This window comes from Rhizobium sp. WYCCWR 11128 (assembly GCF_013416305.1).
In the GTDB taxonomy this organism is placed as follows: Bacteria; Pseudomonadota; Alphaproteobacteria; order Rhizobiales; family Rhizobiaceae; genus Rhizobium; species Rhizobium indicum.
In genome coordinates, this window is record NZ_JACCEZ010000006.1 from 286,113 (window position 1) to 311,711 (window position 25,599).

General features: G+C 61.0%; 26 protein-coding genes. 11 read left to right on the forward strand and 15 right to left on the reverse strand.

All coding sequences use genetic code 11. From position 1 onward, the window contains the following. Positions 1-26 precede the first annotated feature (26 nt). The 3 genes from HX898_RS20325 (at position 27) to HX898_RS20335 (ending at position 2,620) form a co-directional block, all read left to right on the forward strand. Positions 27-1,001 carry a formylglycine-generating enzyme family protein gene (locus HX898_RS20325; RefSeq protein WP_138388805.1) on the forward strand — a complete coding sequence of 325 codons (975 nt, stop codon included), beginning with the start codon at positions 27-29 and terminating at the stop codon, positions 999-1,001. Beyond that, positions 998-2,092: a haloacid dehalogenase-like hydrolase gene (locus HX898_RS20330; protein ID WP_138388804.1), complete on the forward strand. Its 1,095-nt coding sequence runs from the start codon at positions 998-1,000 to the stop codon at positions 2,090-2,092. The genes HX898_RS20325 and HX898_RS20330 overlap by 4 nt, the downstream gene beginning before the upstream one ends. Positions 2,093-2,173: 81 nt before the next feature. Further along, the gene (locus HX898_RS20335) at positions 2,174-2,620 is read left to right on the forward strand and encodes a pyridoxamine 5'-phosphate oxidase family protein (RefSeq protein WP_180195533.1); all 447 of its coding nucleotides are present in this window, start codon (positions 2,174-2,176) and stop codon (positions 2,618-2,620) included. A gap of 23 nt (positions 2,621-2,643) precedes the next feature. Here HX898_RS20335 and HX898_RS20340 read toward each other — a convergent pair whose 3' ends face one another. Next, entirely contained in the window at positions 2,644-3,888 is a 1,245-nt protein-coding gene (locus tag HX898_RS20340) for a DUF763 domain-containing protein (RefSeq protein ID WP_180195534.1), read from the reverse strand. A 117-nt stretch (positions 3,889-4,005) separates the two neighbouring features. On the opposite strand from HX898_RS20340, the gene HX898_RS20345 reads away from it, so the two are divergent. Further along, positions 4,006-5,532 (forward strand): phospholipase D-like domain-containing protein, encoded by a 1,527-nt coding sequence (locus tag HX898_RS20345; protein WP_180195535.1) that lies wholly within the window; start codon positions 4,006-4,008, stop codon positions 5,530-5,532. On the opposite strand, the gene HX898_RS20350 is transcribed toward HX898_RS20345, so the two are convergent. Beyond that, the gene (locus HX898_RS20350) at positions 5,479-6,441 is read right to left on the reverse strand and encodes a lysylphosphatidylglycerol synthase domain-containing protein (RefSeq protein WP_180195536.1); all 963 of its coding nucleotides are present in this window, start codon (positions 6,439-6,441) and stop codon (positions 5,479-5,481) included. The two genes, HX898_RS20345 and HX898_RS20350, sit on opposite strands and share 54 nt — an antisense overlap. A gap of 163 nt (positions 6,442-6,604) precedes the next feature. On the opposite strand from HX898_RS20350, the gene HX898_RS20355 reads away from it, so the two are divergent. Continuing rightward, positions 6,605-7,333 carry an endonuclease/exonuclease/phosphatase family protein gene (locus HX898_RS20355; protein ID WP_180195537.1) on the forward strand — a complete coding sequence of 243 codons (729 nt, stop codon included), beginning with the start codon at positions 6,605-6,607 and terminating at the stop codon, positions 7,331-7,333. Between the two features lie 23 nt (positions 7,334-7,356). Here HX898_RS20355 and HX898_RS20360 read toward each other — a convergent pair whose 3' ends face one another. The 4 genes from HX898_RS20360 to HX898_RS20375 all read right to left on the reverse strand — a co-directional run bounded on the left by HX898_RS20360 (position 7,357) and on the right by HX898_RS20375 (position 11,633). Next, on the reverse strand, positions 7,357-7,869 hold the full coding sequence (locus tag HX898_RS20360) for a hypothetical protein (RefSeq protein WP_180195538.1): 513 nt from the start codon (positions 7,867-7,869) through the stop codon (positions 7,357-7,359). 74 nt (positions 7,870-7,943) lie between these two features. Then, complete coding sequence (locus tag HX898_RS20365) at positions 7,944-9,080, reverse strand: FAD-binding oxidoreductase (protein ID WP_180195539.1); 1,137 nt, start codon at positions 9,078-9,080, stop codon at positions 7,944-7,946. A gap of 96 nt (positions 9,081-9,176) precedes the next feature. Then, positions 9,177-10,715, reverse strand: coding sequence for an amino acid ABC transporter permease/ATP-binding protein (locus HX898_RS33445; protein ID WP_180195540.1), 1,539 nt, complete (start codon positions 10,713-10,715; stop codon positions 9,177-9,179). A gap of 90 nt (positions 10,716-10,805) precedes the next feature. Then, entirely contained in the window at positions 10,806-11,633 is an 828-nt protein-coding gene (locus tag HX898_RS20375) for an ABC transporter substrate-binding protein (RefSeq protein WP_138388796.1), read from the reverse strand. Positions 11,634-11,815: 182 nt separating this feature from the next. On the opposite strand from HX898_RS20375, the gene HX898_RS20380 reads away from it, so the two are divergent. Then, positions 11,816-12,886, forward strand: a complete 1,071-nt coding sequence (locus HX898_RS20380) for a LacI family DNA-binding transcriptional regulator (RefSeq protein WP_171600451.1) — start codon at positions 11,816-11,818, stop codon at positions 12,884-12,886. Positions 12,887-13,060: 174 nt separating this feature from the next. Beyond that, positions 13,061-14,164, forward strand: coding sequence for a helix-turn-helix transcriptional regulator (locus HX898_RS20385; protein ID WP_180195541.1), 1,104 nt, complete (start codon positions 13,061-13,063; stop codon positions 14,162-14,164). A 148-nt stretch (positions 14,165-14,312) separates the two neighbouring features. On the opposite strand, the gene HX898_RS20390 is transcribed toward HX898_RS20385, so the two are convergent. The 5 genes from HX898_RS20390 to HX898_RS20410 all read right to left on the reverse strand — a co-directional run bounded on the left by HX898_RS20390 (position 14,313) and on the right by HX898_RS20410 (position 16,255). Then, complete coding sequence (locus HX898_RS20390; RefSeq protein ID WP_138388994.1) at positions 14,313-14,573, reverse strand: hypothetical protein; 261 nt, start codon at positions 14,571-14,573, stop codon at positions 14,313-14,315. 128 nt (positions 14,574-14,701) lie between these two features. After that, positions 14,702-14,932, reverse strand: a complete 231-nt coding sequence (locus tag HX898_RS20395) for a hypothetical protein (protein WP_138388793.1) — start codon at positions 14,930-14,932, stop codon at positions 14,702-14,704. 180 nt (positions 14,933-15,112) lie between these two features. Continuing rightward, complete coding sequence (locus HX898_RS20400) at positions 15,113-15,361, reverse strand: hypothetical protein (RefSeq protein ID WP_138388792.1); 249 nt, start codon at positions 15,359-15,361, stop codon at positions 15,113-15,115. A 67-nt stretch (positions 15,362-15,428) separates the two neighbouring features. Next, positions 15,429-15,836: a hypothetical protein gene (locus HX898_RS20405; RefSeq protein WP_138388993.1), complete on the reverse strand. Its 408-nt coding sequence runs from the start codon at positions 15,834-15,836 to the stop codon at positions 15,429-15,431. A 128-nt stretch (positions 15,837-15,964) separates the two neighbouring features. Next, positions 15,965-16,255, reverse strand: a complete 291-nt coding sequence (locus tag HX898_RS20410) for a hypothetical protein (RefSeq protein WP_138388791.1) — start codon at positions 16,253-16,255, stop codon at positions 15,965-15,967. 254 nt (positions 16,256-16,509) lie between these two features. Between HX898_RS20410 and HX898_RS20415 the strand changes: the two genes are divergently transcribed. From HX898_RS20415 to HX898_RS20430, 4 genes are all read left to right on the forward strand, one after another. After that, a complete protein-coding gene (locus tag HX898_RS20415; protein WP_246413292.1) occupies positions 16,510-17,241 on the forward strand; it encodes a suppressor of fused domain protein in 732 nt (243 codons plus the stop codon). A gap of 54 nt (positions 17,242-17,295) precedes the next feature. Next, positions 17,296-17,694 carry a DUF5086 family protein gene (locus HX898_RS20420; RefSeq protein WP_246413294.1) on the forward strand — a complete coding sequence of 133 codons (399 nt, stop codon included), beginning with the start codon at positions 17,296-17,298 and terminating at the stop codon, positions 17,692-17,694. A gap of 53 nt (positions 17,695-17,747) precedes the next feature. Then, on the forward strand, positions 17,748-18,110 hold the full coding sequence (locus HX898_RS20425; RefSeq protein ID WP_138388788.1) for a hypothetical protein: 363 nt from the start codon (positions 17,748-17,750) through the stop codon (positions 18,108-18,110). A 343-nt stretch (positions 18,111-18,453) separates the two neighbouring features. Beyond that, on the forward strand, positions 18,454-19,587 hold the full coding sequence (locus HX898_RS20430) for a hypothetical protein (protein ID WP_180195542.1): 1,134 nt from the start codon (positions 18,454-18,456) through the stop codon (positions 19,585-19,587). A gap of 166 nt (positions 19,588-19,753) precedes the next feature. Here the strand turns inward: HX898_RS20430 and HX898_RS20435 are convergent, their stop codons facing one another. The 4 genes from HX898_RS20435 to HX898_RS20450 all read right to left on the reverse strand — a co-directional run bounded on the left by HX898_RS20435 (position 19,754) and on the right by HX898_RS20450 (position 25,593). Beyond that, positions 19,754-19,915 carry a hypothetical protein gene (locus tag HX898_RS20435; RefSeq protein ID WP_012755472.1) on the reverse strand — a complete coding sequence of 54 codons (162 nt, stop codon included), beginning with the start codon at positions 19,913-19,915 and terminating at the stop codon, positions 19,754-19,756. A 193-nt stretch (positions 19,916-20,108) separates the two neighbouring features. Then, a complete protein-coding gene (malQ, locus tag HX898_RS20440; protein WP_180195543.1) occupies positions 20,109-21,974 on the reverse strand; it encodes a 4-alpha-glucanotransferase in 1,866 nt (621 codons plus the stop codon). Positions 21,975-22,003: 29 nt separating this feature from the next. Beyond that, positions 22,004-23,764, reverse strand: a complete 1,761-nt coding sequence (gene treZ, locus HX898_RS20445) for a malto-oligosyltrehalose trehalohydrolase (RefSeq protein ID WP_246697948.1) — start codon at positions 23,762-23,764, stop codon at positions 22,004-22,006. A gap of 152 nt (positions 23,765-23,916) precedes the next feature. Further along, positions 23,917-25,593 (reverse strand): response regulator, encoded by a 1,677-nt coding sequence (locus tag HX898_RS20450; protein ID WP_180195545.1) that lies wholly within the window; start codon positions 25,591-25,593, stop codon positions 23,917-23,919. Positions 25,594-25,599 lie beyond the last annotated feature (6 nt).

The window sequence follows — 25,599 nt, forward strand, 5'->3', positions numbered from 1 at the left end:
TCGGGACATCGGTTCTGGAGGCCGCGATGGCATTGGCATTCGACAGCGCGACAGAAGCCCGGCGCGAGTCCGAGGGCATGGTGTGGATTCCCGGCAGGTCGTTCACGATGGGATCCGACCATCATTATCCGGAGGAAGCCCCGGCCCACCCGGTCAAGGTGGACGGCTTCTGGATTTCGCTGACGCCGGTCACCAACAGGCAGTTCAAGGAATTCGTCGAGGCGACGGGATATGTCACCGTCGCAGAGATAGCTCCCGATCCGAAGGACTATCCCGGTGCGAAGCCTGAGATGCTGAGGGCGGGGTCGCTGGTGTTCACGCAACCGAAAGCCGTGAACGGCGCCGACATCTCCCAGTGGTGGACATTCAAGTTCGGTGCGAACTGGCGCCGCCCTCTCGGCGGCCTCAGCGATCTGCGCGGCAAGCTCGACCATCCGGTCGTGCATGTCGCCTATGCGGACGCCGCTGCCTATGCGGACTGGGCCAGGCTCGATTTGCCGACGGAGGCCGAATGGGAGCTTGCCGCCCGCGGCGGGCTGGATGACGCGGAATATGCATGGGGCGACGAGTTCGCGCCCGGCGGCGTCCCGATGGCAAACACCTGGAGCGGCACGTTCCCTACCCACGCGATGAAGCCGAAAGGACACGAACGTACCTCGCCTGTGCGATCGTTCCCGCCGAATGGCTTCGGCCTCTACGACATGATCGGCAACGTCTGGGAATGGACGAGCGACTACTGGTCGCCCCGGCATCCCGAACCGGCGAAACACTCGTGCTGCATTCCGAGCAACCCGCGCGGCAGTGACGCCGAGGCAAGCTACGATCCGCGCCAGCCGGAAATCCGGATAGCGCGCCGGGTGCTGAAGGGCGGCTCCCATCTTTGCGCTCCAAACTACTGCAGACGCTACCGTCCTGCCGCCCGCCACGCCGAACCCGAGGATACTTCCACCAGCCATGTCGGCTTCCGCTGCATCAGGCGCACGGAAGGAAAAGCGAAATGAGAAGACGTTTCCAGGCCTCCGATACCATGCTCCCGTCGTTGCCGCTTGTCGGCGGCGAAGATCACGTCGCTCCCGCAAACCCCATCGCCGTCTTCGGAGCAATGCCACTGACGCGCCGTGCAGTTCTGGCCAGTCTCTTTGCCGCTTATTTTTGCGTCTTTGCCGTGCAGCAAGGGTTAGCTCAGTCCGATCCGCTGGCTTCCTGGAACGATACCCCCACCAAGGCGGCCATCATTGATTTTGTCGCCCGTGTCACGACACCCGCCGGTCCCGAGTTCGTGCCCGAGGAAGAGCGCGTGGCGGTATTCGACATGGATGGAACACTCATTCCGGAGAAACCTGTTCCTGCGGCACTCATCCCGATCATCATCGATATCAAGGCCGCGATCACCGCAAAACCGATGCTCGCCGAAAAGCCTGGCATCCAGGCATTCTTGCGCGGGGACGAGGCGGCACTCGCGGCTGCCGGCGAACAGGGCCTCAACGAGCTCATCGCGGCGGCAACGGACGGAAAGACCACGGAAGAGTTCTCTGCGGAGATATTGCCGCTGATGGAGAAGACGCCGGAAAAGAGATTTGGCGTTCCCTACACGCGCGCTGTCTATCAGCCGATGCGTGAACTGCTCGCTTATCTTGAAGCCAACGGGTTCCAGAACTGGATCTGCAGCGGAAGTCCGATCCTGTTCACCCGGGCGGTTTCCGAAGCCATGCTCGGCATTCCGCCGCAGCGTGTCATGGGAAGTACCGCCGGCACCAGGCTTGACGAGCGTGGCGGCAAGACCGTGCTCGTCTTCGATGGCAGCGTCGATCACGTCAATGACCGCGAAGGCAAGCCGCCGACGATCAACCTTGCTCTCGGAATGCGTCCCGTCTTCGTCGGGGGCAATGAAGGTGGCGGTGGCGACATTGCGATGATGCGCTGGTCGAAAGACCGGAAAGGTCCGAGCTTCCAGCTTCTTATAAACCACGACGATGCGGACCGGGAATTCGCCTACGCGGAGCCTGACGGTTATTCACTCAATGCAGCGAGCAAATATGGATTTCACGTCGTCAGCATGAAACAGGACTGGAAAGTGGTCGTCGCACCATAAAGCGGAATGCGGGGCTGTTCACCTTGGAACAATCTGGACGCTTGCACGCTACTCCCGAGCATACAAACCTGGGAGATTGCAATGTCCATGACCCTCGAAGACCTATCCTCGCAACTGAAGAAGATCGATTTCTGCATGCTGTCGACGAATGCCGGGTCGGGCCGCATCTCGGCCCGACCGATGAGCAACAACGGCGACGTCGAATATGACGGGGATTCCTGGTTCTTTTCCTATGAAGACAGCAGGAAAATCACGGAGATCGAAGGCATCGAAACCGTCTCGCTGACCTTCACGGCGCCTCCCAGCCTCCTCGGCAAGCCCGGGATTTTCATCGCTGTCGAGGGCGCAGCGTCGCTGGTACGGGACAAGGCGGCACTCGAAGAACATTGGATCCCCGATCTCGAGCGGTGGTTTCCTAAAGGAGTGGACACTCCTGGGATCGTTCTTATCAAGGTTTCAGCGTCCTCCATCCGGTACTGGGATGGTGAGGAAAACGGCGAGGTCGCCCTGCCTGGCTCAGCGACTTAAGGTAATGGTATAAAAGGGATGCCTTACTTCGCGGGCGGCTCCTCCCAGCCGAAGACGCTCCGGCCGCCGAAATCGGCGGATTGGCGGAATTCACCGGCAATGATTTCCTTGAGGTCGGGACCGGTCACGTAGCGTTCCATCTGCCTGGACTGATCGTCCAGGCGCTTGAGCGCCTGCAATTCCTCCTCGCGTCCGAGCCTGCCCTTCTGCACCGCCGATTTCATCACGGCGATCGTCTCGTCATAGACCTTGAGCGGAACCGGAAAAGGATGGCGGTCCTTGCCGCCATGGGCGATCGAGAAGCGCGCCGGATCGGAAAAGCGGCAGGGCGCGCCGTGGACGACTTCCGCCACCATCGCCAACGCCTTCACCGTGCGGGCGCCGACGCCTGGAACGAGCAGCAGCTCTTCGAAATCCGCCGGCCCGCGGTCGGCAGCGGCAGCCAGATTTCCATGCAAGCGCCGCATGTTGACGTCGCTCTCGCGGACATCGTGATGAGCAGGCATGATCAGGTGCGGCAGCATCGGCTGTTCGGCCAGTTCGGGCGCCGGCTCTTCGGCACGTTGCAAGGCGGCGGCTTCGCGGATGATCCGGTCGGGCCCGAGGGTCGCCAGCAGATCGAGCTGACCGCGCCGCGAGCGTTCGGCGCGCCGGTCGGCAAGATTGATGATCTCGCCCTGGCTCCTTCCCTCGATTGCCGCATGCGGCGAGTCGACGAAGCTCTCCAGCCCTTCGGACAGCCAGTGATAGCGCCGGGCCTGCCGCCTGTCGCCGTTCATGCCCTGCTGCACGACCACCCAATGGCCGTCATCGGCGACGATGAACCCGTGCAGATAAAGATCGAACCCATCCTGAAGGGCGGCGCTGTCGACCTTGGCAATAAGACGGCTCGTGGTCGCGAGCCCCTCCCCGTCGAGACCGACACGCTCGCCGATCGAGACGAGCTCCTGCGGGGTCTTGCGCGAATGCGCGCCGCGGCCGCCGCAGACATGCAGCCCGAGCTCTCCGGCGCGCGGCTTAAGCCCGCGCTTCAGCGCGCCGAGAACGCTGGTGGTGATACCGGAAGAATGCCAGTCCATGCCCATGACCGCGCCGAAGGACTGGAACCAGAAGGGATGCGCGAGCCTCCGCAGGAATTCGTCGCGGCCATAGTGATGGACGATCGCCTCAGTGATCAGCGTCCCCAACCGCGTCATCCGGTCGCCCAGCCAATGCGGTACGCGTCCCCCGTGAAGGGGAAGATCGGCGCTGCCTGCTCGTTGTGACATTTCGCATCCTTGCACTTCGTATCGCCGGCCCTACCAACCCGACCGCCTCATCTGGCGCCGCATGGAACCCAAAAATATTCCAAGCGTTTGCTCTCCCAGTTAGAGGCCGAGGCAATCATGACGACATTCGAAACCATCTTCAATAACCCGAGCTTGCCCCAGACAAAATCACAACGGCCGGGCGCCCGCCAAAAACAGGAGGGCAACGCCTTGTGTCTGGAAGGGAGCGCTGCCAAGGCGGCCTTCCTGATCAACGGCAACAGTTATTTCGCCGAGCTGGCGCGCGCATTGAGGCAGGCGCGGCGCACCATCTGGATCGTCGGGTGGGATTTCAATCCGGACATCCGGTTGGAACCCGATAAGTCCGACGAAACGCTGGCCGACCTGTTGCATGCTCTGGCAGCTGCAAATCCGGAGCTCGAAATACGCATCCTCATCTGGGCGCTCGGCCCCGTTTATTCTGGCAAGTCCCTGCAGATGCTGCGGAAGAAAAACTTTCCCAGAAATGCGCGGATCGATCTACGCTTCGAGCTTCAGCCGACATTGCGCGGCTGCCACCATCAGAAACTCGTCTGCATCGACGACGCCGTCGCCTTCATCGGCGGCATGGACCTGACATCGCGCCGGTGGGACACCTGGCTCCACCGCGCCAAGGATAAATTGCGACGTGACCCCAAGGGCGTTTCCTATGATCCGCTGCACGACGTTCAAGCAATGGTCACCGGCGACGCTGCCAGGTTGATCGGCGATATCGCCAGGCGGCGCTGGGAAAACACCACCGGTGAAACCCACCTGCCGTTGGCCGAAAACGTCCCCTTTGCTTGGCCGGACGATCTCGCCGTTTCCATGAGGGAGACCGCGGTCAGCTTCGCGCTAACGGAACCCTCGACCGCACTTCGCCCCGGCATCAGCGACGGCATCGCCATGACATTGGACGTCATCGCCCGGGTACGGCGGCAGCTTTACATCGAGGCGCAATATCTCGCCTCCTTCCGCGTCGCCGACGCCATTGCCGCGCGGCTGCAAGAGGAAGACGGGCCTGAAGTCGTCATCATCTGCACGCGCAACTCTCACGGGCTGATCGAAAGGATTGTCATGGGCGGCAATCGCGACCGGGTCATCCGCCGCCTGAAACGCGCCGATCGTGCGGGCCGCCTGCGCGTCTATTATGCCGTCGTGCCCGGGCCAATCGTGCCCGGGCCAGTCACGGCGAAAGAGAGCGCCGAGGTGGAGGTGCTCGTCCATTCCAAACTGATCATCGCCGATGACGAGCTGGTCCGAATTGGCTCCTCCAACCTGAACAATCGCTCGGAAGGGCTGGATTGCGAATGCGACATGCTTGTCGAGGCCAGTAATGGCGAGCACCGCCGCGCGATCGTGGATCTGCGTAATCGCCTGCTTTCGGAATATCTCGGAACAACCCCGGAAAGCTTTGCCGCAGCCTTTATGCAAAGCGGCTCGTTGATCGAGGCTGTCGAGGCGCTCAATGACGGCCCTCGGGGTTTACGGGAATTCACCGTCGAGCTGCCGGGCAGCATTTCACCGATTTCAGGCACGGCGATCTTCGACCCGGTTCGACCCGTAACGGTTTTAGACCGACTGGGCCTCGGCGCGCTCGTCCGCCGCCTCATTCGCCCCGCGTGACCTCCGCCGGAAAACGGCTTCGCTGATGACGAGCAGCGTCGTGCCGAGCGCCAGCGGAATGAAGAAATAGGCGCAGCGAAACGCAATCAACGCGCCGATAGACGCCTCCTTCGGCACGACATAGGAGACCGTCGCCTCGAGCACGCCGAGACCGCCCGGAACATGCGTTGCGAGGATCGCCGAATTGGCAAGCACGTAAGCCGTCACCGACCTGAAGAAGGCAACGTCGCCGAAGGCCGAAAGCATCTGGTGCAGGCAGGCGGCGACGAGCATGAAATTGATCGTCCCGACCCCGACCTGTGCGACCGCGATCGAAAATCGCGGTAGCTGAAACGACCAGCGCCACAGCCGCAACGTGCCGCGGATGAAAAACGAAAGGCCCGCATAGACCACCGGCACGACCAGCGCCAGCAAACCGAAGATGCGGACGCTGGCAGGATCGATGCGCAGCAGGCGCCCGGCATCGCCGGGATTGACGATCATGGCGATGCCGCCAAGTGTGATCAGCCCGAGCCCCACCGTGACACCGCAAAACAGGATGATCTTCGCCACGTCCTCCGCCGTCAGCCCCCAGCGCGAATAGAAACGATAGCGAAAGGCGCCGCTGCTGAGGCCCGCAAAGCCGATATTGTGGCCGAGCGAAAGACTGATGAAGGACACCAGCGCAATCTTGGAATAGGGCAAGGATTTGCCGAGCGAACGGATTGCCAGGAGATCGAAGCAGCTCAGGCACAGATAGGACCCCGCCGCAAAGAGAAGTGCCGTGCAAAAGGTCGAAAAAGGGATGCTGCGAACCGATTGGACGATCTGATCGAGGCTGTATTGCTGGAAGATCCGATAGAGGAGAAAGACCGCAAGACAAAGGGCAGCAACGAGCAGTCCATTCCAGATCATGCTTTTGAAGCTCATCGATTGTCCTCAGGAGTGCGAGCGCGATGGTTCGATAATCGGGAACGATCAAACGAGTTTTGTGTTCCCCGGAGAACAAGTTCTATGTTCTCCGGGGGAACTTCTATGTTCTCCCCGGGGAACTCCTATGTTTCCCCCGGGGGAACGAGTTTCAGCGGGGCCCATGCCGGATAAATCAATCAAACTCCTGACCTATAACGTGCACAGTTGTATCGGCGGCGACCGGAAGCTCGATCCCGGCCGCATCGCTTCTGTCATCGCCGAAGCTGAGGCTGATATCGTCGCTCTTCAGGAGGTCGACGTCCTCCGGCGCAGGACCGGCGGCGTCGACCAGGCCCATGCGATCGCCTCGCTTTTGAAGATGCAGGCTCATTTCCATCCGGCACTGTCGATTGCCGAGGAGCAGTATGGCGATGCGATCATCACTTCGCTGCCGACAGGCGCGGTCAAGGCCGGACCGTTGCCATCCATCGGCGAACAGCGCGGCGCCATTTCCGTCGAAATAGTGGTCGGCGACAGAAAACTGCTGGTCGTCAACACCCATCTCGGCCTTCGCGGCCGCGAGCGCATCCGGCAGATGACGACATTGCTGAATCCCGGCTGGCTGCGGGGCACGGCGGATGAACCTCTTCCCACCATCCTCTGCGGCGATTTCAACGCCATTCCGTCATCGGCGACTTACCGACTTGCCGCGCGATCATTGAAGGACGCACAGCTCGCAGGCAGCGCCGCGCCGAGAGCGACATTTCCCTCGCGCTACCCGCTGATGCGCCTCGACCACATCTTCGTCACTGACGATCTCGTCGTCAAACAGGCAGCGGTCCTGGAAAACCGCCTGACAAGGATTGCCTCGGACCACCTGCCTCTGCTCGCGGAAATCGGCTTCGCCTGATCAGTCATCGACGCTGACGGTTTTCACCTCGCGAGCTTCCGGTTCCGGTTCATCGCCGCCGCCACCAACGGTAGCGCCGTCGTCGCCACGGCTCCCAGAGGCAACCGCATGATGCCCCTCGTGACGACGAAGGTCGCCGCCATTGCGCCTGCCAGCTTGAGCCAAGGCTGATTGCCGAGCTGCGCATGGGCGCTGGCATCGGCCCATCGGACGTTCTCCGTAACGACGGTCGCGGCCTGATGTTGGATCACGTGAAGGCGAGCGCGGAGGTTTTCGAGTTCTTCTCTCAGTTCTTGCAGACGGCCTTCCAGGACATGACTTTCGTAGATCGGGAGAGGCTCCTCGACGGTGTCTCCGACGGAAACATCACCACCGAGCGTCGCAATATATGCCCGATATTCGGCCTCGCTGGCGAAACCCTCACGTCTGATAAGATCCGGATTGATGCTCGCCTCTTCGAAGGAGGCCGGCGCGGTTTCTACACCGTCGCGCTTATCCTTATCTGTGCCGGTGTCTCCGAGTTCGTCCTTGAACATGATGCGTCTCCAGTTGTTCCTGGCGATAGAACGCTCGACGGCTCAGAAGGATGCATCGGCCTCCGCTGCTGCCTTCATCTTCGCGACGCGCTGAAACGCTCCGGCCGAAAGTCCGCCAGCAGCGGATGGCGGCGTCCAGTGACGATCTCGTCCGCCAGCAGTTCGCCGGCAATCAGGCCGAGGGTGGCGCCGCTATGGCTGAAGGCGACGAAATAGCCCGAGATCGATGGCAACTCGCCGAAGACGGGCTCGCCGTCGCCTGGGATGGGCTTCGGGCCGACGCCATAATCTTCGATCTCCAGCGCCGGATTGCCCTCGAGAACCCTGGAGGCCTCACGCAGCAGCCCCTCCAACGTCGATTGCCTGACATCATAGCTGCCGTCGGGCCTTACGCTGACCTCTTCCTCGGACCAGGCAGAATCGAGCGCGAAGCCGCCGTTGGGCGTGGGGCGGATGGCGATGCGAGGGGTGTTGAGTACGGCCTTCAGCGGATGGCGGATCGGCTTGGTCCGCACGAGAAGCGCGACAGGTGTTGCGTCCTCGATATGCTGGCCGACCTCGGCCACGATTGCGGGAACGTCGCCGCCGGCAGCAAGCAGCACGGCATCCGCATCCCGGCGCATGCCGTCCGCCGTGATCACGCCACGGGCACGCCCGCCTTCGACATCGACCGTCGCGCGACCCGCGTCCGTGACGATCTCGCCGCACAGCGTGCGGAATTCCTCCGCGAGCCTACCGATCAAGGACGGAAGATCGACCCAGCCCTCCCCGGGGTTGAAGATCGCGCCTTGCCGAGTCACCGCGCTTGCGTCGACACCCGGCGTCGCCGCGGCAATTCTCTCCGGGGCGAACCATTGCGCGTGATAGCCGAGATCGCGCTCATAGTCGAAGATTTCGGCGATCTCGTTGGCGGCGTCGTCCGCATCCCAGGTAACGCCGCCGTCGAATCGCAGCCACGGCGCATCGGGATACCGGACGGCCAGCGTGCGGTAGCGATCTATGCCGGCCAACCGCAGCCGATGATAGGCGTCGGTGCGTTTACGCGCCGAGTTGAGCCAGGCGAGCGAACGGCCGGAGGCGCCGTTGGCGAGCGGGCCGTCATTGATGAGCACGGTGCGGACCCCGAGCCGTGCCAGATGGACAGCGGTCGAGACGCCAAAGATCCCGCCTCCGATGACGACGACCTTCGACGGTTTGATGGAAGCATTCATGTCGATAACCTTGTTTTTCTACTCTTGCTAGATCGAATGAAATCCGGCACGCCCGGCGTGAGGACGACCGGGGCACCATGCGTTGCCTCAGGCGCTTCAGAGAACTTCCGCAAGGAAGCGCTTCAGCCGCTCGCTTCTGGGATTGTCGAAGATCTGCTGCGGGCAGCCGGCCTCAACGATGCGGCCCTCATCCATGAAGACGACCTGATCGGCCACCCTGCGCGCAAATCCCATCTCATGCGTCACCACGGCCATCGTCATGCCCTGGCGCCCGAGAGCGGCCATCAGGTCGAGCACGCCCTTCACCAGTTCGGGATCGAGCGCACTCGTCACTTCGTCGAACAGCATGACCTCCGGATCCATGGCCAGCGCCCGTGCGATGGCGACGCGCTGCTGCTGCCCGCCCGACAGACCTGCCGGCCGATGATCCCTGCGCTCTGCCAAACCGACATCGGCCAGACGTGCCTCGGCAATGCGCCGCGCCTCCTGCCTCGGCATTTTCTTGATCTTCGTCAGCGAAAGCATGACGTTCTCGAGTGCCGTGTGGTCGGGAAACAGGTTGAAGTGTTGGAACACCATGCCCACACGCCGGCGCAGCCTCTCCGGCTTCATCGCCAGGATGCTCTCGCCATCGAGCAGGATGTCGCCGCCTTTCGGTTCGACAAGCCTGTTCATGCAGCGCAGCAGCGTCGATTTGCCCGAGCCGGAAGGACCGATAATGCAGGTGACGGTACCGGCCGCGATGTCGAGATCGACACCCTTCAGCACGTCGAGATCGCCATAGGCCATGGTGAGGTCCCGGATGTTCAGGGCGCCGCCTTTGAAGCGCGGCGTACTCTCCTCGGCCGCCTTGACCGTGGGATGCTTGCCGGCAGCGGCCCGCAGTTCGCTCACCTCTACCAATCCGCTCGCGGCACCCGAGCCGCGGCCTTGTTTTCCGAGCCGCAGTCTCGCATCGATATAATTGACGAAGTGGGTCAGCGGCACGGTGATGACGAGATAGAAAACGCCTGCCAGCAGCAGCGGCGAAAGATTGCCGGTGACGACGGCCTGATCCTGGCCGACACGGAAGATCTCCCGCTCGGAGGCGAGCAATCCAAGGAAGTAGACAAGGCTGGAATCCTTGACGTTTCCGATGAATTGGTTGACCAGCGCCGGTAGAACGCGCCTGATGCCTTGTGGAATGACGATCAGACGCATGCCCTGCCCGTGGCTCATGCTGAGCGCCCGGCAGGCTTCCATCTGGCCGCGTTCGACGCTTTGGATGCCCGACCGGAAGATTTCACCGATATAGGCTCCGGCGATCAGGCTGAGCGCCAGGATGCCGAGCGGAAATGGCGACGGACCGAAGATCTCACGCCCGATCCGGGCAAAACCCTGGCCAATGATCAGGATCGTGACGATCGCCGGTAGCCCGCGGAAAACATCGGTGTAGATGCGTGCCGGCAGCCGCAGCCAGCGGGACTGCGAGATGCCCATCACGGCAAGCGCCATGCCGATGATGACGCCAAGCACGGTCGAGGCAGCGGCGAGGATCAGGGTATTCTTCAAGCCGACGCTGATCATGCTCGGCAGAACTTCCGCCATGGCGTCCCAGTCCAGGAAGCTGCGGCGCAGATTTTCAAGCCAGTTCATTCAGATCCCCATGAATTCTTGCCCGGCGCGGACGCCGCCGTCCGGCAGAGCCTTGGTAAGCCGCCCGCGATGAGCGGGCGGCTTGCGGCGTCACTTCTTGGGAAGATACTGTTCCGGCATCGGCGAGCCGGGGAACCACTTTTCGTAAAGGGTCTTCCAGGTGCCGTCCTGCATCGCATCGTGAAGCGCGCCGTTGAGCGCCGTGCGAAAGGCGTCATTTCCTTTTCGGACCACGAAGCCAGCAGGCGCATCGAAGGACGGGATATTCACGGCAACCTTCAGCGCGGGATAGCGCTCGCCATATTGCTTGGCGGCCTCGTAGTCGAGAAAATGCGCATCGACCGTTCCGTTGTTGAGGGCGGCCACCGCGGAATTGTTGTCGGGAAATTTCACCAGATCGGTTCCCCCGAAATTCTTGGCTGCATAGACCTCCTGCAAGGTCCCCTGCACGACGCCGAGACGCTTGCCCTTGAGGCCATCGGCATCCTTTATACCGGCATCCGGGGTCAGGACGGAGAGATAACCGGCAAGATAGCCGTCGGAAAAGTCGATGGTCTTCTTGCGGGCTTCGGTGGTTCCGATCGCCGCAACGGCAACGTCGAACCTTTCGTTTGCGACCGACGGCAGGAGTGCTGAAAATTCCTGACCCGTGAACGTCACCTTGTCTTTTTGAAAGCCGAGGCGGGAGACGACGTTGAGAAACAGCTCGATATCGAAACCGGTGAACTGGCCGTCCGCCGTGGCAAACGTATAGGGCTTGGAATCGCCCATCGTGCCGACGCTGATAGTCCCGGGCTCGATCAGGTTATAGGGATTGTCGACGGCGGCCGCAGAACTTGCGCCCATCGCAAGAAGGCATGTGACAAGGCCGGCCCGCAACGGGGCCGTGATGGTCGGAAAAAATAGAAAAGGCTTCATCGTCGTTCTCCACTCTGAAAGGAATGCTCTTGTCGGCATTGTCGGTCGCCCTGCCCTGCCGCGCAGTTGCGGTAGAGATTTATGGACAAGATACCGGTCTCTGATATAAAGAGACCGGTCTCACAACATATTTGATATCCGTCAATTGACCGGTCGTCAACAACTCTTGTAGTCCTCGGCCCATGGAAGATTCCGCTCATCCGAAACGTTCAGTCACGGTCGCCGACGTCGCGAAGGCCGCAAAGGTCTCGAAGGCCACGGCCGCCCGCGTTCTCGGCGGCTACGGCGTGGTCAGCGCCAAGATCACAGATCAGGTCATGGCGGCGGCCGCCGCCCTCGAATATCGCCCGAACGAACTCGCCCGCAGCATGAGCACCGGAAGATCCGGCATCATCGGGGTCGTGGTCGGCGACATCGAGAACGCTTTCTTCAGCCTGGCAGTGCGCGGCATTAGCGATGCGGCCCGTCTTGCGGGCTTCAACGTCATCATCGCCAATTCGGGCGAAGAGCTCGATGCGGAAAAATCGGCCGTCGACCTCCTGATCGGCAAACGCGTCGATGGCCTGATCGTCACGCCGGCCCGCTGCGACAGTATCGATCATCTCCACCACGTCCGCCGTGCCGGCGTGCCGCTCGTCCTGTTCGACCGGGCGATCCCCGAACTCGATGTCGACGCCGTGACCGGCGACGACCGGGATGCGGCCATCGCGGCGACCCGGCATCTGATCGGGCAAGGACATCGCCGCCTCGCCTACGTCTCTGCCATGGATGCCGAGGGCGGCGGGCTCACCGATATCGGGCGGATCTCGAATTCCGCCGTGCGTGAACGCGTGGAGGGTTTTGTCAGCGTCCTGACCGAGGCGGGTTTGCCGAACCCTCTTCATTATGTCAGGCTCGGCGCCACGGATCAGCATCAGACGGACGGCGTGATCAAACGCCTGCTCGCCGACAGCGCTGCGCCGACGGCGCTGCTGGCATCGGACAGCCTCGTCGGCTTGCGCATCTTCAAGTCGCTGCAATCGCTCGGCCTGTCGATCCCCAAGGACGTGTCGATGATTTCGTTTCTCGACGCCGATTGGACCAGCGTCACTGTTCCGCCGATCACCATCGTCGACCAGCGCGTCTACGAGATGGGCAAGCTCGCCGGCGAGCGGCTCATCGCCCGTATCGAACGCACCCCTCTTGCCGTCGAACGCCTGCGCGTCAGCACCAGCCTCATCCTGCGCGGCTCCGTCGCGGCGATCGGCCAGTGAAACCTATTGAGCTGGCCATACCCGCATCGCTTGAAGCAGCGAGTAGTACCGCATTGCGATCGGCAACTGATGTCCATCGTCGCCGATTTGATATTACATGGGGTTGCTGTTGTCTTTGCCTGACCAACGTTATTTAATACCGAAAATACTCGCTGTGGGATTTTCAGAAAGATCATGCTCCAGTCAAAAGACGCTTCATCTGAGCTGATAGATTTGATCTATGGAAGTCTATTCGGTGAGTGCAACTGGCAGGATTTTCTGGATCGCGTTGCGCAAACCTCGCCGAATGGAAAGGCTGCCCTCCATTACCACGATCTGGCCTCGCCTGTGGCCCATGTTCCCTACGTATCGGGGTTTTCGAGGAATGATGTCGACCAGTTCAGCAGCCACTTTGCCGCAGTGAACCCCTGGATTCCGAGATTGAGCTTTGTGCCGGTTGGTCAAGGTGTCTGCGGAGACGAAATCTTTCCACGCGAAGACTTGCTCAAATCGGAATTCTACAATGATTGGCTGAAGGGACAGGCCCAATGCGAGACGAGCATCGGTGTCTCGATCATTCGGGAGGAAACCCGCACCTTCGTGCTATCGACCTGCACGTCGTCAGCCGACACCGATTTCAACAAAGAGGCAGCCGGGCGTTACACGATACTCGCGCCTCATTTGAAAAGAGCTTTCGACTTCATCCGGAAGCGCGATCTACTCGCCCCGGAAAGACAGACGACGCAAACCCTGTTTGATAGCATCGGCGTCGGACTGATCTACGTTTCGGAGCAAGGGCGAGCACGTCAATGGAATAAGAGCGCGGAAGGCTTAATGGAGGCTGGCTTTCCTGTGCAAGTCGCTCCAAGCGGCAAGCTCGAACTTCAATGCGAGAGGTCGACTGCCGTTCTTAATTTCCTGACTTCCAGAAGGGGTATGCAAACAAGGCCGCATACGGCGATTGCAAAAGCGAAGGACAAGGCTAGCTATCGCATCACACTCCTCCGGCTCCAGTCCGATGCGTTCACTGAGTTCTTGGAGGGGCCGACCGTGGCCGTCATTGTCGAGCCGATGGTGGCCACGCCACTCAATGAGCGGCGAGATTTCCTAATGGAAGCCTACAAACTGACTGCGACGGAGATTCGGATCGCATCAAGCATTGCCTCGGGCCATTCTCCAAAGGAGGTGGCCATAGCCGATCACATCAGCTACGAAACAGTCAGAACCCACCTCAGAAACATCTATTCCAAGCTCGGGGTGAACTCCCGGGTTGGTTTGGTTGCGCTGCTCATGCGCTGACCAACGCCTTGAAATTCGTCCCTACCGCCCGCGTGGCCAGCGAGCCTTTGCATATTGCGAACGGGTTCCGAGCGCAAAGACGTGCGACACTCGACATGAATTCCGGCAACCCTTGTCTCATTGCGTTGGAAAACCAGTGCTACGCCGTCTAATCGTAGAGTTCGCCGTGACCAATCTGCTCCCTTGCAGGCAAATCGCTGATTGAGGGATCGTCGGCCGGATCGGGATCTCTCTTGTTGGCATCGCTCAGAAACTGCGCGGCCTTAAGCAGTGCCGCGGTCACCTCCTCGGTGCCCCAGCCGGCTTCATTGGCGGCTGCAATCAGCCTTTCCAAAGCGTCGCGCGCAGCTGCGGTCGCCTCTTCGAAGCGCTGCGCAGGGGATTCGGTCTTCGGTGGTGGAAAGGTCATCGGCGTTCCCTCCATAGGTCTGGCTGTTGGGAGTGAACGCAGCCCAGGGGAAATAGATGCACGACCATGCTGATTAAAACCGATGCCCAGCAGCGCCGTACCGGCAAGGGCCGGCAACGTCTTTCCCCTTAGATGACCGTCTGCAACAGAAACGGAGAGCTCTCCAACGGACGCTGGGCGAGGATCCTCAGCATTGCGGGGCCTTGTATGCCGGAAGTCGTGCAGGAATGGCCGTCGTGATAGACCACCGTCATGATGCGGCTGAGACTATTGTACCTGATCTCTGCGATCGTCCGGGTGTGAACCGGAAAGATGAATTCATGGGGTTGAGATTTCTCCCCCGAGGTTTTCAAGGTCATTGCGATGCCCCAACGAAAAAAGCAATTTTAGCCCCACCGCGCCCTGGTGTGAGCCTAACGGTGCCTATCAAGCACATATTGCTGCGACGGTCGCGTGACATCGGCGTGACACGCAGAATCGACACTGCCAACTCAGGGCGGAATTGGTGGCGCGTCAGTTGCCAAGGCGGCCATCAACCGTCAATGCAATGTCCGACGGATCCCGTGTGCGAGAGTGGCCTGCGGCCAGCATTCGACCGTGCGCGCCAACGATCGAACGGCTTCGTCCACGTTGAAAACCACGTCCCCGAGCCGCTCGATCTCATAATCGAGATCGTAGACCTCGACTTCGTCGAGGTCGTCGCTCTGGAGCAGTCGCCTCATTGCTTCGATAAGGCGCTCAGTCCGCCCAACGATATCAAGAGCGCTGCGTAAGATGATATCGAACATGATTATCCCCTCGCTTCGATAATGAAGCGTCGGCCATAATCGCGATGCTGACAATCCTGAAATCTTGTCAGAGGCGTTCGCGGATCGTGTCGTAGAGATCCCTTAACTCCCGCAGTGCCGGTTGATGCCTACGGCGCGGCAGGGCGGCGCGGCGTCCGGCAAAGGCAAGTGCGCCGGCGACCGCCGCGACGAGCAGCAGCGTTGAGGCCGGGTAGAGCTTCACCGCTGCCTCCGTCTGACGCATGGCTTTCCCGGCATTTCCCTTTGCCGATCGGGCGGCATCGAGGACCTGCTGCTGGAGCGCGCCGATCTGCTGTCGCAGCGCGCCGAGCTCTTCGGCCAGGTTATGATCAGTCTGCCGGGGAACGCCGACCGAGGCCGTATTCGTATCGATGACGGCTTTCGGAACGGGCTCGCCGATCTTGGCTCCCTTGGTGTCGAGGGTCGTCGTCTCAGTGCTCTTGCGGCGCGGCATGATCATTTCTCCTTCCTAGAACTTGATGCCGAAAGGTGTAAGCGGTCTTCAGCCGACATCCTGCTAACTATCTAATGTAGAACAAGATTCAGATTTTTTGGGCCCACCGGGCCTGAAATCATCCTGTTCTAGTCGTCGTCGAGCGAGAAGACGGGCCGGTAGTGACGCGCGGCGATCAGCAAGCTCCGGTCGGGCTGGATGATGTAGATCTCCTCGACCTGACGTCCCCACTGATCTGTGAAGGTGTGGGGGAAGGAAGAGCCCACGGGTGATTTCGTCAACTTCGTGCGAGGCTGGCCACTATACGTGATGCTGCCGGGAATGGGCGCCAGTCCTGCCGACGAATAACTGCCTGCGCTGGTCGTGCAGCCTGTCAGCACAAGCGCAAATACCAGCACAACTGCTATGCTCCGCTTCATCGATCCCTCCAACTGCCTCGTCTTCACGCGACACCCGCTTTTATCGTCAATGTAACAGGGGACGACAGACATTGTTCCAGAATTTGGCCGGAGACATCAGTGCAGGCGAGACCTCGGCCCGAAACCGGAACGACCGCGCCATCGCGTCGCTCGGTCGGAGCGCAAGCAGTCGTCTATCCCCTCACGTTGACGTTGAATTTTTCAGAGGCCGGTGGCATTAAAAATCCATTCAAAGCGTGGTTGTGCTTCTAAATATGTTCCCACTTCTCAGAGCATGCAGTCGAAGGCGTTTTCTGGCCATGACCTTGGCCTGTAGTGCTGCGCCGGCCCGGCCTGCCAGGTCTGCGTGGAATGGAAAGAATGGAGAGACGGCGACGATGCCAGGAGCAGAAACGACATCTCTCAACGCATACCGTCGCACCGTTTATGAGAATGAACTGGAGGAACCGGAATATTCCTTCGCAGACGACCGATCGGACGGCATTGAAATTCATGCGTTCGGACGCGACTTCGCGCCGGTCGGTACGGACGAAGGTTACGTGCTCCTGACCAACGGCATGAGCGATCGGCGAATGACGCTGCCGACCTCGCACCGGGAAAAGGGCGAAAAGCCCAGAGCCGAACTGATGTGGTACGTGCGTGAGCCGACGCCCGAAATTATCGTCAATCTGCGCTGGCTTGCCGAACTTCCATTCATGGATGCGACCTGGTTCGGTTTCGGCCATCGGGTGCCGATGCCGACCCCACCGGTCGAGGGATGCGATTTCAGGACATTTCTCTTTCTCACGCCGATCATCGAAACTGACCAGCGCATTGCGGCAGCGCTTATGGTCGAGAATGATCCGGTCGAGATCCTCACGGTGAATTTGATTTCCGATGCGGAGTACCGCTTCATCAAGGAGAAGGGACTGAACCCTTTTCTCGACATGCTGGACGAAGAGGATTATCCGCCGATATTCGACCCGAAGCGAAAATCCTACCTATAGCGATCGCACATGCGCATAAGTCCTGGAGCTATCCTTCTTGCTGTCGCGACCATTTTGGGCGCAGCGGTCTTCGCGCGTGCCGACGCTGTGAAACCACCTGATGTTTCCACCGTCGTTCTCTCCCTCTCACCACGGACCGTTCGCTGGGCCACCGTCCACAAACATCCGGAGCCTGCCGATCACGATCTTTACTACCATGTCGAGGTGATCGAGAAGGAGCGAGCTTCGCCGCCATGGCAATTCAAACGGCTTGCCGCACATGTTGTCGTAACGGCGGACGCTTTGGACAGGAGCCGCGTGCGACCAAAAGCCAAGACCTATTTTTACAAGGACATCGAATTCCGGATCGCCTACCGAGCCTGGCGCGCGCAACCTCTCATGCAGCAGGAGGCCGGCGTTTGCCGCACGACAATTCTTGAATGCGTCGACGCCGCAGACAATATGCGGCCATAATAGTCAGAGGACGACCCTACCAACGCGGCGCGTGAACAAAAGGAAGTTCGGCGATGTTAGCAAGACCAGCCGGATATGCCGGGGCCGCAATCGCTGCTCTGTGGGCGGCCCGCCAGATGGGCCGACTTTATTCCTCCACCGAACCGTTCGGTCCCGAGCTCATGAATGTTGCAAGAAATCTCGGCATTTTCATTCTGCCGGCGCTCGTTCTGCTCCTGGCTGGGCCTTTCAGGATGTGGTTCGACAGATTTGCGCCGCTGTACCCCTTAGTGCTCGGAGCCGGCATCCTCAACATCTATATGCAAGACGATGCGCTGGCTGCCGGTCTGCCGATCATCGTGCTCGTCTACCCCTTCCTGGTGGTCTTTGCGCTCGCCTACTTGTTGCGCGGGCGAGTGTCGGAAATGCGCAATTGAATCATGCAGCGCCCCGCGGACGAGCGACTCCCATCTCGGCATTCGAACTTCGAAGGGTTGCAAGAATCGAAGAAATACAATTTTTGTGTAATGGATGAGTCTCAACGCTACCCCTGCTAGAGAAAATATTGCCGCCCCTCACCGGCGGAGGGATATCTATGTTTCTTCAGCCGCAGCGTTCCGGCTGATCCTGACCTCACCGCCCCCAAATTAGCTGACCAGATGAAAGCCGTGAAATCGAGCGGCGCTCTTCGTGGACCGCCTTTTCTGACCTGAGAGCGGGACTCGGCCCGTCTGGAAATTTCGAAATCCTCGCATCTATTTTCTACATAAGGACATCTCCATGAAGCATATGCGTAATCTCCACCTGATGATGGCAAGCACCGCGTTCCTGACGCTGGCCGGCCCGGCGCTTGCCCTTGATGGCACGGACATGATGAAGAAGCTCAATGCCGCAACCAGTGCCGGCGGTACGGTCATCACCTTCGAAAAGGCGGAAGCCGATGGCGACACGGTAACGGCGACCGGTGTCCAGGTGGGATCCTCGAGCCTGCCCGGCGACACTTTGAAGATCGGCGACCTCATCTTCGAGGGCGTCGAGGAAATCGAAGGCGGTGGCTATCACGCCAAGACCGTCTCCTTCCCGGATATCGATATCAGCCAGGAGGAAGGACGTTTTTCCGCAAACGAGATCCAGATCACAGGCCTGACGATTCCCGCCAATGCGACGGGCGATACGCTGAACGACATCCTCCTCTATGAAACCGTCAGCACCGGCCCGATCGCTCTCAACATCAAGGGCAAGGACGTGCTCGCGATCGACAGCATCGAGTCGAACCTCGAACGCCAGGATGGCGGCTTTGCCTATGACGCCAATGTCGCCGGTCTCAAGGCCGACCTGTCGCGGGTCGAGGATTCGAATGCGAAGGAGGCCATCGAGAAACTGGGCCTGACGACGCTCGACGGCACGGTGACGATGAAGGGCATCTGGGAAATCGAAAGCGGCAAGGTCGCTGTCGACGAATATGCTTTCGACTTCAAGAATGTCGGCCGGCTGAATTTCGCCGTCGATTTCTCCGGTTACACGCTGGGCTTCATCAAATCGCTGCAGGAGGCGGTGAAGACTGCCGAGGCCAATCCGAACAAGGAAGAAGCCAACCAGGCCACCGGCCTTGCGATGCTGGGGCTGATGCAGCAGCTGACGATCAACAGCGCCTCGATCCGCTTCGACGATGCCTCGATCACCAAGAAGGCGCTCGATTATGCCGGCTCGCAGCAGGGCGTGACGGGCGACCAGCTGGCGCAATCGCTGAAAGGTCTAGTGCCGATGATGATGGCGCTCGACGGACCGAAAAGCCTGACGATCAGCGCCGCGCCGGAAAAGCCGGTTCCCGTCCCGATGATCATCGGCGCTGCCATGGGCGCACCGAACACCATTCCTTCGGTGCTTGGCGTCAAGGTCACGGCGAACGACTAACTATTCGCAGAGGCGCTTCACGAACGCCGGCTGCCGGAGGCGGGTTTTGCCAACCTGCCTCTGCATCCCTTTTCTGGGAAATCAGAGTAACATCCAAGCCGACGAAAGGTGTCCACCACCTCTAGCCACTCCAGGAGAAGTGCGAAGCGGTTTTCCCGCGAAAGGCTCAAAACTCGTCGCTGCGACGCTTCACGGCGTGCTTCAACGCCACCATATGCCTTCGCCGCTCCAGCATATAATCGGCATATCCGACGCAGATGAACAGCAATGTCGGACCGGCGTAGATGATGATCAGAGCCAATGCGATAAGGATGAATGCGCTGGTCATGGTCTTTTTTCCATCAATATAGTCGCCGCATCCGACGCGGCGAAAGCGGACGGGTCCTCATCTCGGCAATGCCTGTCCCTATTCCTTCAAAATTCGCCGGCTTCCTATTCGTTCCCTGCGCGAAGCGATTTCCATATGCGCGGCAGGCCCTATCGAACGACATTGGTGAAGCGGACGGCTCGCCCGGCCTTAATCACTCCCGCGGCCGTTCCTCCCGCATTGCCGCCGTCACGCTGTTCAGCAGGGGGCTCGACATCAGATCCGCGAGCAAAACCGATAGCTTCGGCTTCCAGTTCGGATAGCTGTCGCTGGTGCCTGGCAGATTGGTCGGCCTTTTTTCGTCGGTGAGATCGGCGAGACGGACCGCGGCGAGCAGCGAGGGCGTCCTGGCGATGAAGCGATAGGCGCTGACGGTCAATTCACTCAGCGTCTCCTCGCTTGCCCGCGCTTGGGAAAGCCTGGTCGGCAGTTCGAGGCCGGCAGCCTTCAGCGCCGCTTTCAGGTTCCTCCGCTCGCGCTTGCGGTCTTCGAGATGTTTCTCGGTGAGATCGGGCGGCACGATGCCGTGGTCGCACCGGGCCCGAATGTCGGCGCAACGCCACCAGCCGGCAAGGGTCTGGTGGTCGTGCGTCGAAATGCAGGCCAAAGCCAGGACGGGATAGACGTCCGCAGGTTTGAAGCCCTTCTCGTCCTGTTCATAGGAAAGGATGCGGTAGGAGAGAATGTGGGCCGCCGCCAGATCGTCTTGCAATCCCTTGGGGATCAGTCCTAGATCTTCTCCGATAACGAGGCACCGATGCTCGGCGGACACTTCTGCGAGGATCTGCAGAAGCCGATCCTGGGGATAGCGGACATAGGCGCCGCCGTCTGGCCTGTCGCCCAATGGCACCAAGAAAAGGCGGCGAAGCGCTGCGGCGTGGTCGATGCGGATGGCGCCCGCATATCGCATGGCGGCGCTGACCATGCGCCGGAAAGGCGACATTTCTCCTGCCGCGATCGCGGAAGGCAGATATCCGGCAAGGTGCCAGTCCTGCCCGTCCACGGCGAATGGATCGGGTGGGCTGCCGATGGTGGCCTTGGCGACATAGGTATCCGGCTCGCTCCATGTGGCCGAGCCGTCGACCGCCTCCCCGACGGCAAGATCGAGATAGAGCCCGATCCGCAGGCCTGCCTTCCGCGCCCGCTCCGCCGCCTGCATCAGTTGCCGGTGAGCAAGCCATTGCAGCCACATGTGGAAACGAACATCGTCCGCGTGTCCTCGCTCGAATTCGGTGACGACGGCGCTGTCGAAGCGCTGAAAATCGGCCGGCCACCATTGCCAGCCGGCGCCCACCCCGCGCTCGACCATGGAAAACGAGAGGCATTCGAAAAGCGCGTGCAGCCGCAGGCTGTTGCCGCCTAGCGTGACGAAGGCGTCGAAATCGGCCGGATCATAGGCGTCATCGATCACGCCGCGCCGTCGCCAGGCCGGCCAGAGATCTCGCAGGGCCCTCAGCTTGATCTGTGCGACGCCGGCGTAGTCGACGAGATCGGTTTGGCGAAGGCTTGCCAATTGCCCTTCGAGTTCGGGACTGCAGGCAAAACCCGGCAGCCGGTCGACCGCGATATAGAGCGGGTTGAGATGCTGGCGGCTCGAGGGCTCATAGGGGCTGCAACGGTCGGGATCGGCGAGAAACGGTGCGTGAAGCGGGGTCAGGCCGATGAAATCGGCGCCCAGCGATCCCGCGAGATCCGCCATATCGGACAGATCCTCGAAATCTCCTATGCCCCAGTTGCGCGCCGAACGAAGCTCGTAAAGCTGCAGGCTCACGCCCCAGACGCGCGTGCCGGAAAGGAAATCGGGCAGAAATGACCTGGCAATCTTCTTAGCCGCAGACTTGGGCTTCCACCGCAGCGCGCCGTTCTCGGGATCGGCCGTTCCCGGCAAGTCGATCTTCAGTGCCGAGAGGATCTTGCGTTTGGTCTCGCCTGATATCGCCACTTCCCGATTGTCGGGACTGGGTCTGGTCAGGCTGATGCCATGCCGGCGGGCGAGCTTGTCGAGCTCAGCAGATTTCATCGTCCGATCGCCTTCCTGTCAGCACGCGGTCACGCCTCGCCGATGCTCCAGATCACCGTCCAGGGCGCCAGATCGCCGCCATCGCTGCCGCCGAGACGGAAGATAGTCTCGCCGTCATCCTGCTGCGAGACGGGCGCCGCCGCCTCGGCGCCGAGGTTGGCGTGCAGATGAAGACGCCGGTTTTGCGCCAGGGTCCAATCCACCGCGAGCGCGCTTCCCGCCGAGCGAAAGACCGCGTTCCCGGCGCCAGCGCCATTCAGCAAAGGCACGATCCTGCGGTGCCGGAGGTCGAGAAGCGTCCTGTAAAAACCAAGGACCTCGGAAGAGGCGAGTTTCGACCAGTCCAGCTTGGCGGCGGCGAAGGTCGATGGCGCCGTCGGGTCGAGAAGGTCGTCGGCGTCGAAGCCCGGGAGACGGGAAAGCTCCTCGCGACGGCCTTTCCTGACCTTCTCGTTCAGATCCTCGTCGAAATCGCAGAAGAAGGGGAAAGGCTCTTTGGCACCCCATTCCTCCCCCATGAACAGCATCGGGATCTCGGGCGCCAGCAGGTAGATTGCGGCGACGGCCTTGACGACATCAGCCGGGCTCGAAGCCAGAACCCGATCCCCCAGCGCCCTGTTGCCGATCTGGTCATGGTTCTGGATGAAGGAGATGAAAGCGGTGGGCGGGAGATAGCCGCTGGGCTTGCCGCGGCTTCCGCCGCGATAGGGCATGTGCTCCCCCTGAAAGACGAAACCTTCCGCCAGCGCCCGGCCGAGCTTGCCGGCATCACCAGCGTAATCGGCATAATAGCCGAAGGTTTCGCCGGTGGCAGTGATATGCAGCACATGGTGTACGTCGTCGTTCCACTGGGCGGTGAACAGCCTCACCTCCCCGTTTTCGTCACGCGTCAACAGGTCGCTGTCGTTCTCCTCGTTTTCGACGATCAGATGAACATGCCGGTCGCCGGCCGCGTCCCTGACGCGGCGGGCAAGCGCGTGAAGCAGATGCTCGGCGCTGTCGTCCTTGATGGCGTGGACGGCATCGAAGCGGAAACCGTCGAGCCTGAACTCGGTGATCCAGTAGATGGCGTTCTCGATGATGAACTCGCGGATCATCTCCGATCCGTCGCCGTCGTAATTGATGCCGTTGCCCCAGGGCGTCTCGTGATGGTCGGTAAAGAGCGGCGCATAGGAGGGGATATAGTTCCCGTCGGGGCCGAAGTGATTGTAGACCACGTCCAGGAAAACCGAGATGCCGCGCTGGTGCGCTGCGTCCACCAGCGCCATGAAATCTTCCGGCCGGCCGTAACTGCTGTCCGGAGCATAGGGAAGCACGCCATCATAACCCCAGCTGTAACGGCCGGGAAATTCACTAAGCGGCATGATCTGCAGCGCCGTAACGCCCAGCGCTTGCAGATGGTCGAGCCGCTCGATCGCGGCCTTGAAAGTGCCCTCCGGCGTGAAGCAGCCGATATGCATCTCGTAGATGACCATCTCTTCCCAAGGCCGTCCCGTCCAGTCGCTCGTCTTCCAGCGATAGAAGGAAAGGTCGACCACTTCGCTCGGTCCGTGCACATCCTGCGGCTGAAACCGCGAGGCGGGATCGGGTATTTCGAGACCGTCCGGCAGGACGAAGCGGTAGCGGGTACCGACACCGGCATCCGCGACCGTATAGTGGTGCCAGCCGTTCCCGACCGCCTGCATCGGCCGCGGATCAGCGCCTTCGAGTTTCAGCGACACGCTTTCATGCAGCGGAGCCCAGAGGCGGACTAGAATGCCCTCTTCAGTGAATGCCGGTCCGAACGTCATTTTGGTCAAGGGAAAGCCTTCGATGAAAATGGGATGGGATTTGGGTAACTTTTGCGGGAGCGAAAAGTTTCGTCCGCACGCGGACGCGCGAAAGCGGCCGCTATCACCGGGATAGCCGCGCCGTTCGCCTTGGCATCGTTACGCTTCGACCCTCAGGCCACCGCGACTTTGCCCGAGAGCGCCTGATCCATGGCCGTCTGAAGCTGTTCCTGCGTGAATGGCTTCTTCATCCGCAGCATCCGGCCGAGGCCATGGTCCTCGGAAAACTCGGCATATCCCGAGGCAAGGATGATGGGCAGGCCTGGAAAGGAGGAGCGAAGGTGACGCGCAAGCTCGGCGCCCGTCATGCCCGGCATGGCGTGATCGGTGATGACGAGATCGCAATCCTGCCCGTCGGCAAAGAATTCCAAGGCCTGGGAAGCGGAAGACGCCTCTTGCGGCAGGTGCCCGAGATCCTCCAGCATCGCCACGGTCCCGGTCCTGACAAGGGCATCGTCATCAACTACGAGAATGGCAAGCGGCCGCGACGCCGGCTTCAAAGGCTCCGTCGCCGGCAGCTCGACGGGAGGCTGCACCTTGACGAATGCCTCGGCAACGGGCAGCCAAAGCGAAACCGTCGTGCCCTTGCCCCTGACGCTCGATATCTGGATAGAGCCGCCGGATTGCGCCGCCAGGCCATGCACCATCGACAGGCCGAGACCGGTGCCCTTGCCGACCCCCTTGGTGGTGAAAAACGGTTCGGCGGCACGCGAGACCGTTGCCTCGTCCATCCCCTCGCCATCGTCCGACACCGATATCCGGATGTAATTTCCGCCCGCGAGCCCGGCCGGGCGGGCGTCTTCGGCTGCCGCCGCGGCAACCGTCACGGCTCCGCCGCTTTCGAGCGCATCCCGGGCATTGACGAACAGGTTGAGCAGCGCCAGTTCCAACTGGTTGCTGTCGACCAGAAGGGGTGCCAGATCCGCCGGGATGCTTTTGCGGATTTCGATGCGCGGCCCCACCGCCTTGGCGAGAAGATCCTCGACATTTTCGAACAGCCTGAAGAAGTCGACCGCCTGCGGCTTGAGCTCCTGGCGGCGTGCGAAAGCAAGCAGGCGCTGGGTCAGCGCGGTGCCGCGTTCGGCCGCCTGGATCGCGTTCGTCACCAGGCGTTCACTGCGTTCATCGGCCGGAAGCCGCTTCTTCAGAAGGTTCAGGCTGCCGAGAACCGCCATCAGAAGGTTATTGAAGTCGTGGGCCACGCCACCGGTCAGGTGGCCGATCGTGTCGAGCTTCTGCGCCTCGAACAGCTGTGCGAGCGCCTCTTCGCGCTCCCGTGTCCGTTGATCGATCCGGTGCTCGAGCTCTTCGTTGAGCTCCCGCAACTGCGCTGCCGAGGCCTCGAGTTCGGCGGTACGCTGGTGAACGCGGGCCTCCAGCTCGGCGTTCAGGCGTTCGAGCTCCCTCGTCTTCCTGTAGAGATCGGCAAAGACCCGCACCTTGGCTCTCAGCACCTCGGGGACAATCGGGACGGAGACGTAGTCGACCGCGCCCACAGCATAGCCGCGCAGCCGGTCCGGTTCCGCCAGCATCACGGCGGAAACGAAGATGATCGGCGTGTTCTGATAGCGCGGATGCTGCCGGATCATGCTGACGAGCTCGAATCCATCCTGTTCGGGCATGCAGACATCGACGAGGATCACCGCGATTTCAGTGCGCAACAGGTGCTCGAAGGCTTCGCGAGCGGATTGCGCCTTGATGAGGTTTTCCTGGAGTTCTTCGAGAATGACCTCGTAACTGAGGAGTTTTGCCGGTTGGTCGTCGACGAGGAGGATGTTGACGGGGTTCATGGCCAG

Bases quoted from the DNA above. Each gene is read 5' to 3' on its own strand.
- HX898_RS20330 (WP_138388804.1), top strand. From the start codon at position 998: ATGAGAAGACGTTTCCAGGCCTCCGATACCATGCTCCCGTCGTTGCCG.
- HX898_RS20340 (WP_180195534.1), bottom strand. From the start codon at position 3,888: ATGTCACAACGAGCAGGCAGCGCCGATCTTCCCCTTCACGGGGGACGC.
- HX898_RS20395 (WP_138388793.1), bottom strand. From the start codon at position 14,932: ATGACCTTGAAAACCTCGGGGGAGAAATCTCAACCCCATGAATTCATC.
- HX898_RS20380 (WP_171600451.1), top strand. From the start codon at position 11,816: ATGGAAGATTCCGCTCATCCGAAACGTTCAGTCACGGTCGCCGACGTC.
- HX898_RS20430 (WP_180195542.1), top strand. From the start codon at position 18,454: ATGAAGCATATGCGTAATCTCCACCTGATGATGGCAAGCACCGCGTTC.
- HX898_RS20400 (WP_138388792.1), bottom strand. From the start codon at position 15,361: ATGTTCGATATCATCTTACGCAGCGCTCTTGATATCGTTGGGCGGACT.
- HX898_RS20365 (WP_180195539.1), bottom strand. From the start codon at position 9,080: ATGAATGCTTCCATCAAACCGTCGAAGGTCGTCGTCATCGGAGGCGGG.
- HX898_RS20345 (WP_180195535.1), top strand. From the start codon at position 4,006: ATGACGACATTCGAAACCATCTTCAATAACCCGAGCTTGCCCCAGACA.
- HX898_RS20360 (WP_180195538.1), bottom strand. From the start codon at position 7,869: ATGTTCAAGGACGAACTCGGAGACACCGGCACAGATAAGGATAAGCGC.
- HX898_RS20385 (WP_180195541.1), top strand. From the start codon at position 13,061: ATGCTCCAGTCAAAAGACGCTTCATCTGAGCTGATAGATTTGATCTAT.
- HX898_RS20390 (WP_138388994.1), bottom strand. From the start codon at position 14,573: ATGACCTTTCCACCACCGAAGACCGAATCCCCTGCGCAGCGCTTCGAA.
- HX898_RS20415 (WP_246413292.1), top strand. From the start codon at position 16,510: ATGTTCCCACTTCTCAGAGCATGCAGTCGAAGGCGTTTTCTGGCCATG.
- HX898_RS20325 (WP_138388805.1), top strand. From the start codon at position 27: ATGGCATTGGCATTCGACAGCGCGACAGAAGCCCGGCGCGAGTCCGAG.
- HX898_RS20435 (WP_012755472.1), bottom strand. From the start codon at position 19,915: ATGACCAGCGCATTCATCCTTATCGCATTGGCTCTGATCATCATCTAC.
- HX898_RS20405 (WP_138388993.1), bottom strand. From the start codon at position 15,836: ATGCCGCGCCGCAAGAGCACTGAGACGACGACCCTCGACACCAAGGGA.
- HX898_RS20355 (WP_180195537.1), top strand. From the start codon at position 6,605: ATGCCGGATAAATCAATCAAACTCCTGACCTATAACGTGCACAGTTGT.
- HX898_RS33445 (WP_180195540.1), bottom strand. From the start codon at position 10,715: ATGAACTGGCTTGAAAATCTGCGCCGCAGCTTCCTGGACTGGGACGCC.
- HX898_RS20335 (WP_180195533.1), top strand. From the start codon at position 2,174: ATGTCCATGACCCTCGAAGACCTATCCTCGCAACTGAAGAAGATCGAT.
- malQ (WP_180195543.1), bottom strand. From the start codon at position 21,974: ATGAAATCTGCTGAGCTCGACAAGCTCGCCCGCCGGCATGGCATCAGC.
- HX898_RS20350 (WP_180195536.1), bottom strand. From the start codon at position 6,441: ATGAGCTTCAAAAGCATGATCTGGAATGGACTGCTCGTTGCTGCCCTT.
- treZ (WP_246697948.1), bottom strand. From the start codon at position 23,764: ATGACGTTCGGACCGGCATTCACTGAAGAGGGCATTCTAGTCCGCCTC.
- HX898_RS20375 (WP_138388796.1), bottom strand. From the start codon at position 11,633: ATGAAGCCTTTTCTATTTTTTCCGACCATCACGGCCCCGTTGCGGGCC.
- HX898_RS20425 (WP_138388788.1), top strand. From the start codon at position 17,748: ATGTTAGCAAGACCAGCCGGATATGCCGGGGCCGCAATCGCTGCTCTG.
- HX898_RS20450 (WP_180195545.1), bottom strand. From the start codon at position 25,593: ATGAACCCCGTCAACATCCTCCTCGTCGACGACCAACCGGCAAAACTC.
- HX898_RS20410 (WP_138388791.1), bottom strand. From the start codon at position 16,255: ATGAAGCGGAGCATAGCAGTTGTGCTGGTATTTGCGCTTGTGCTGACA.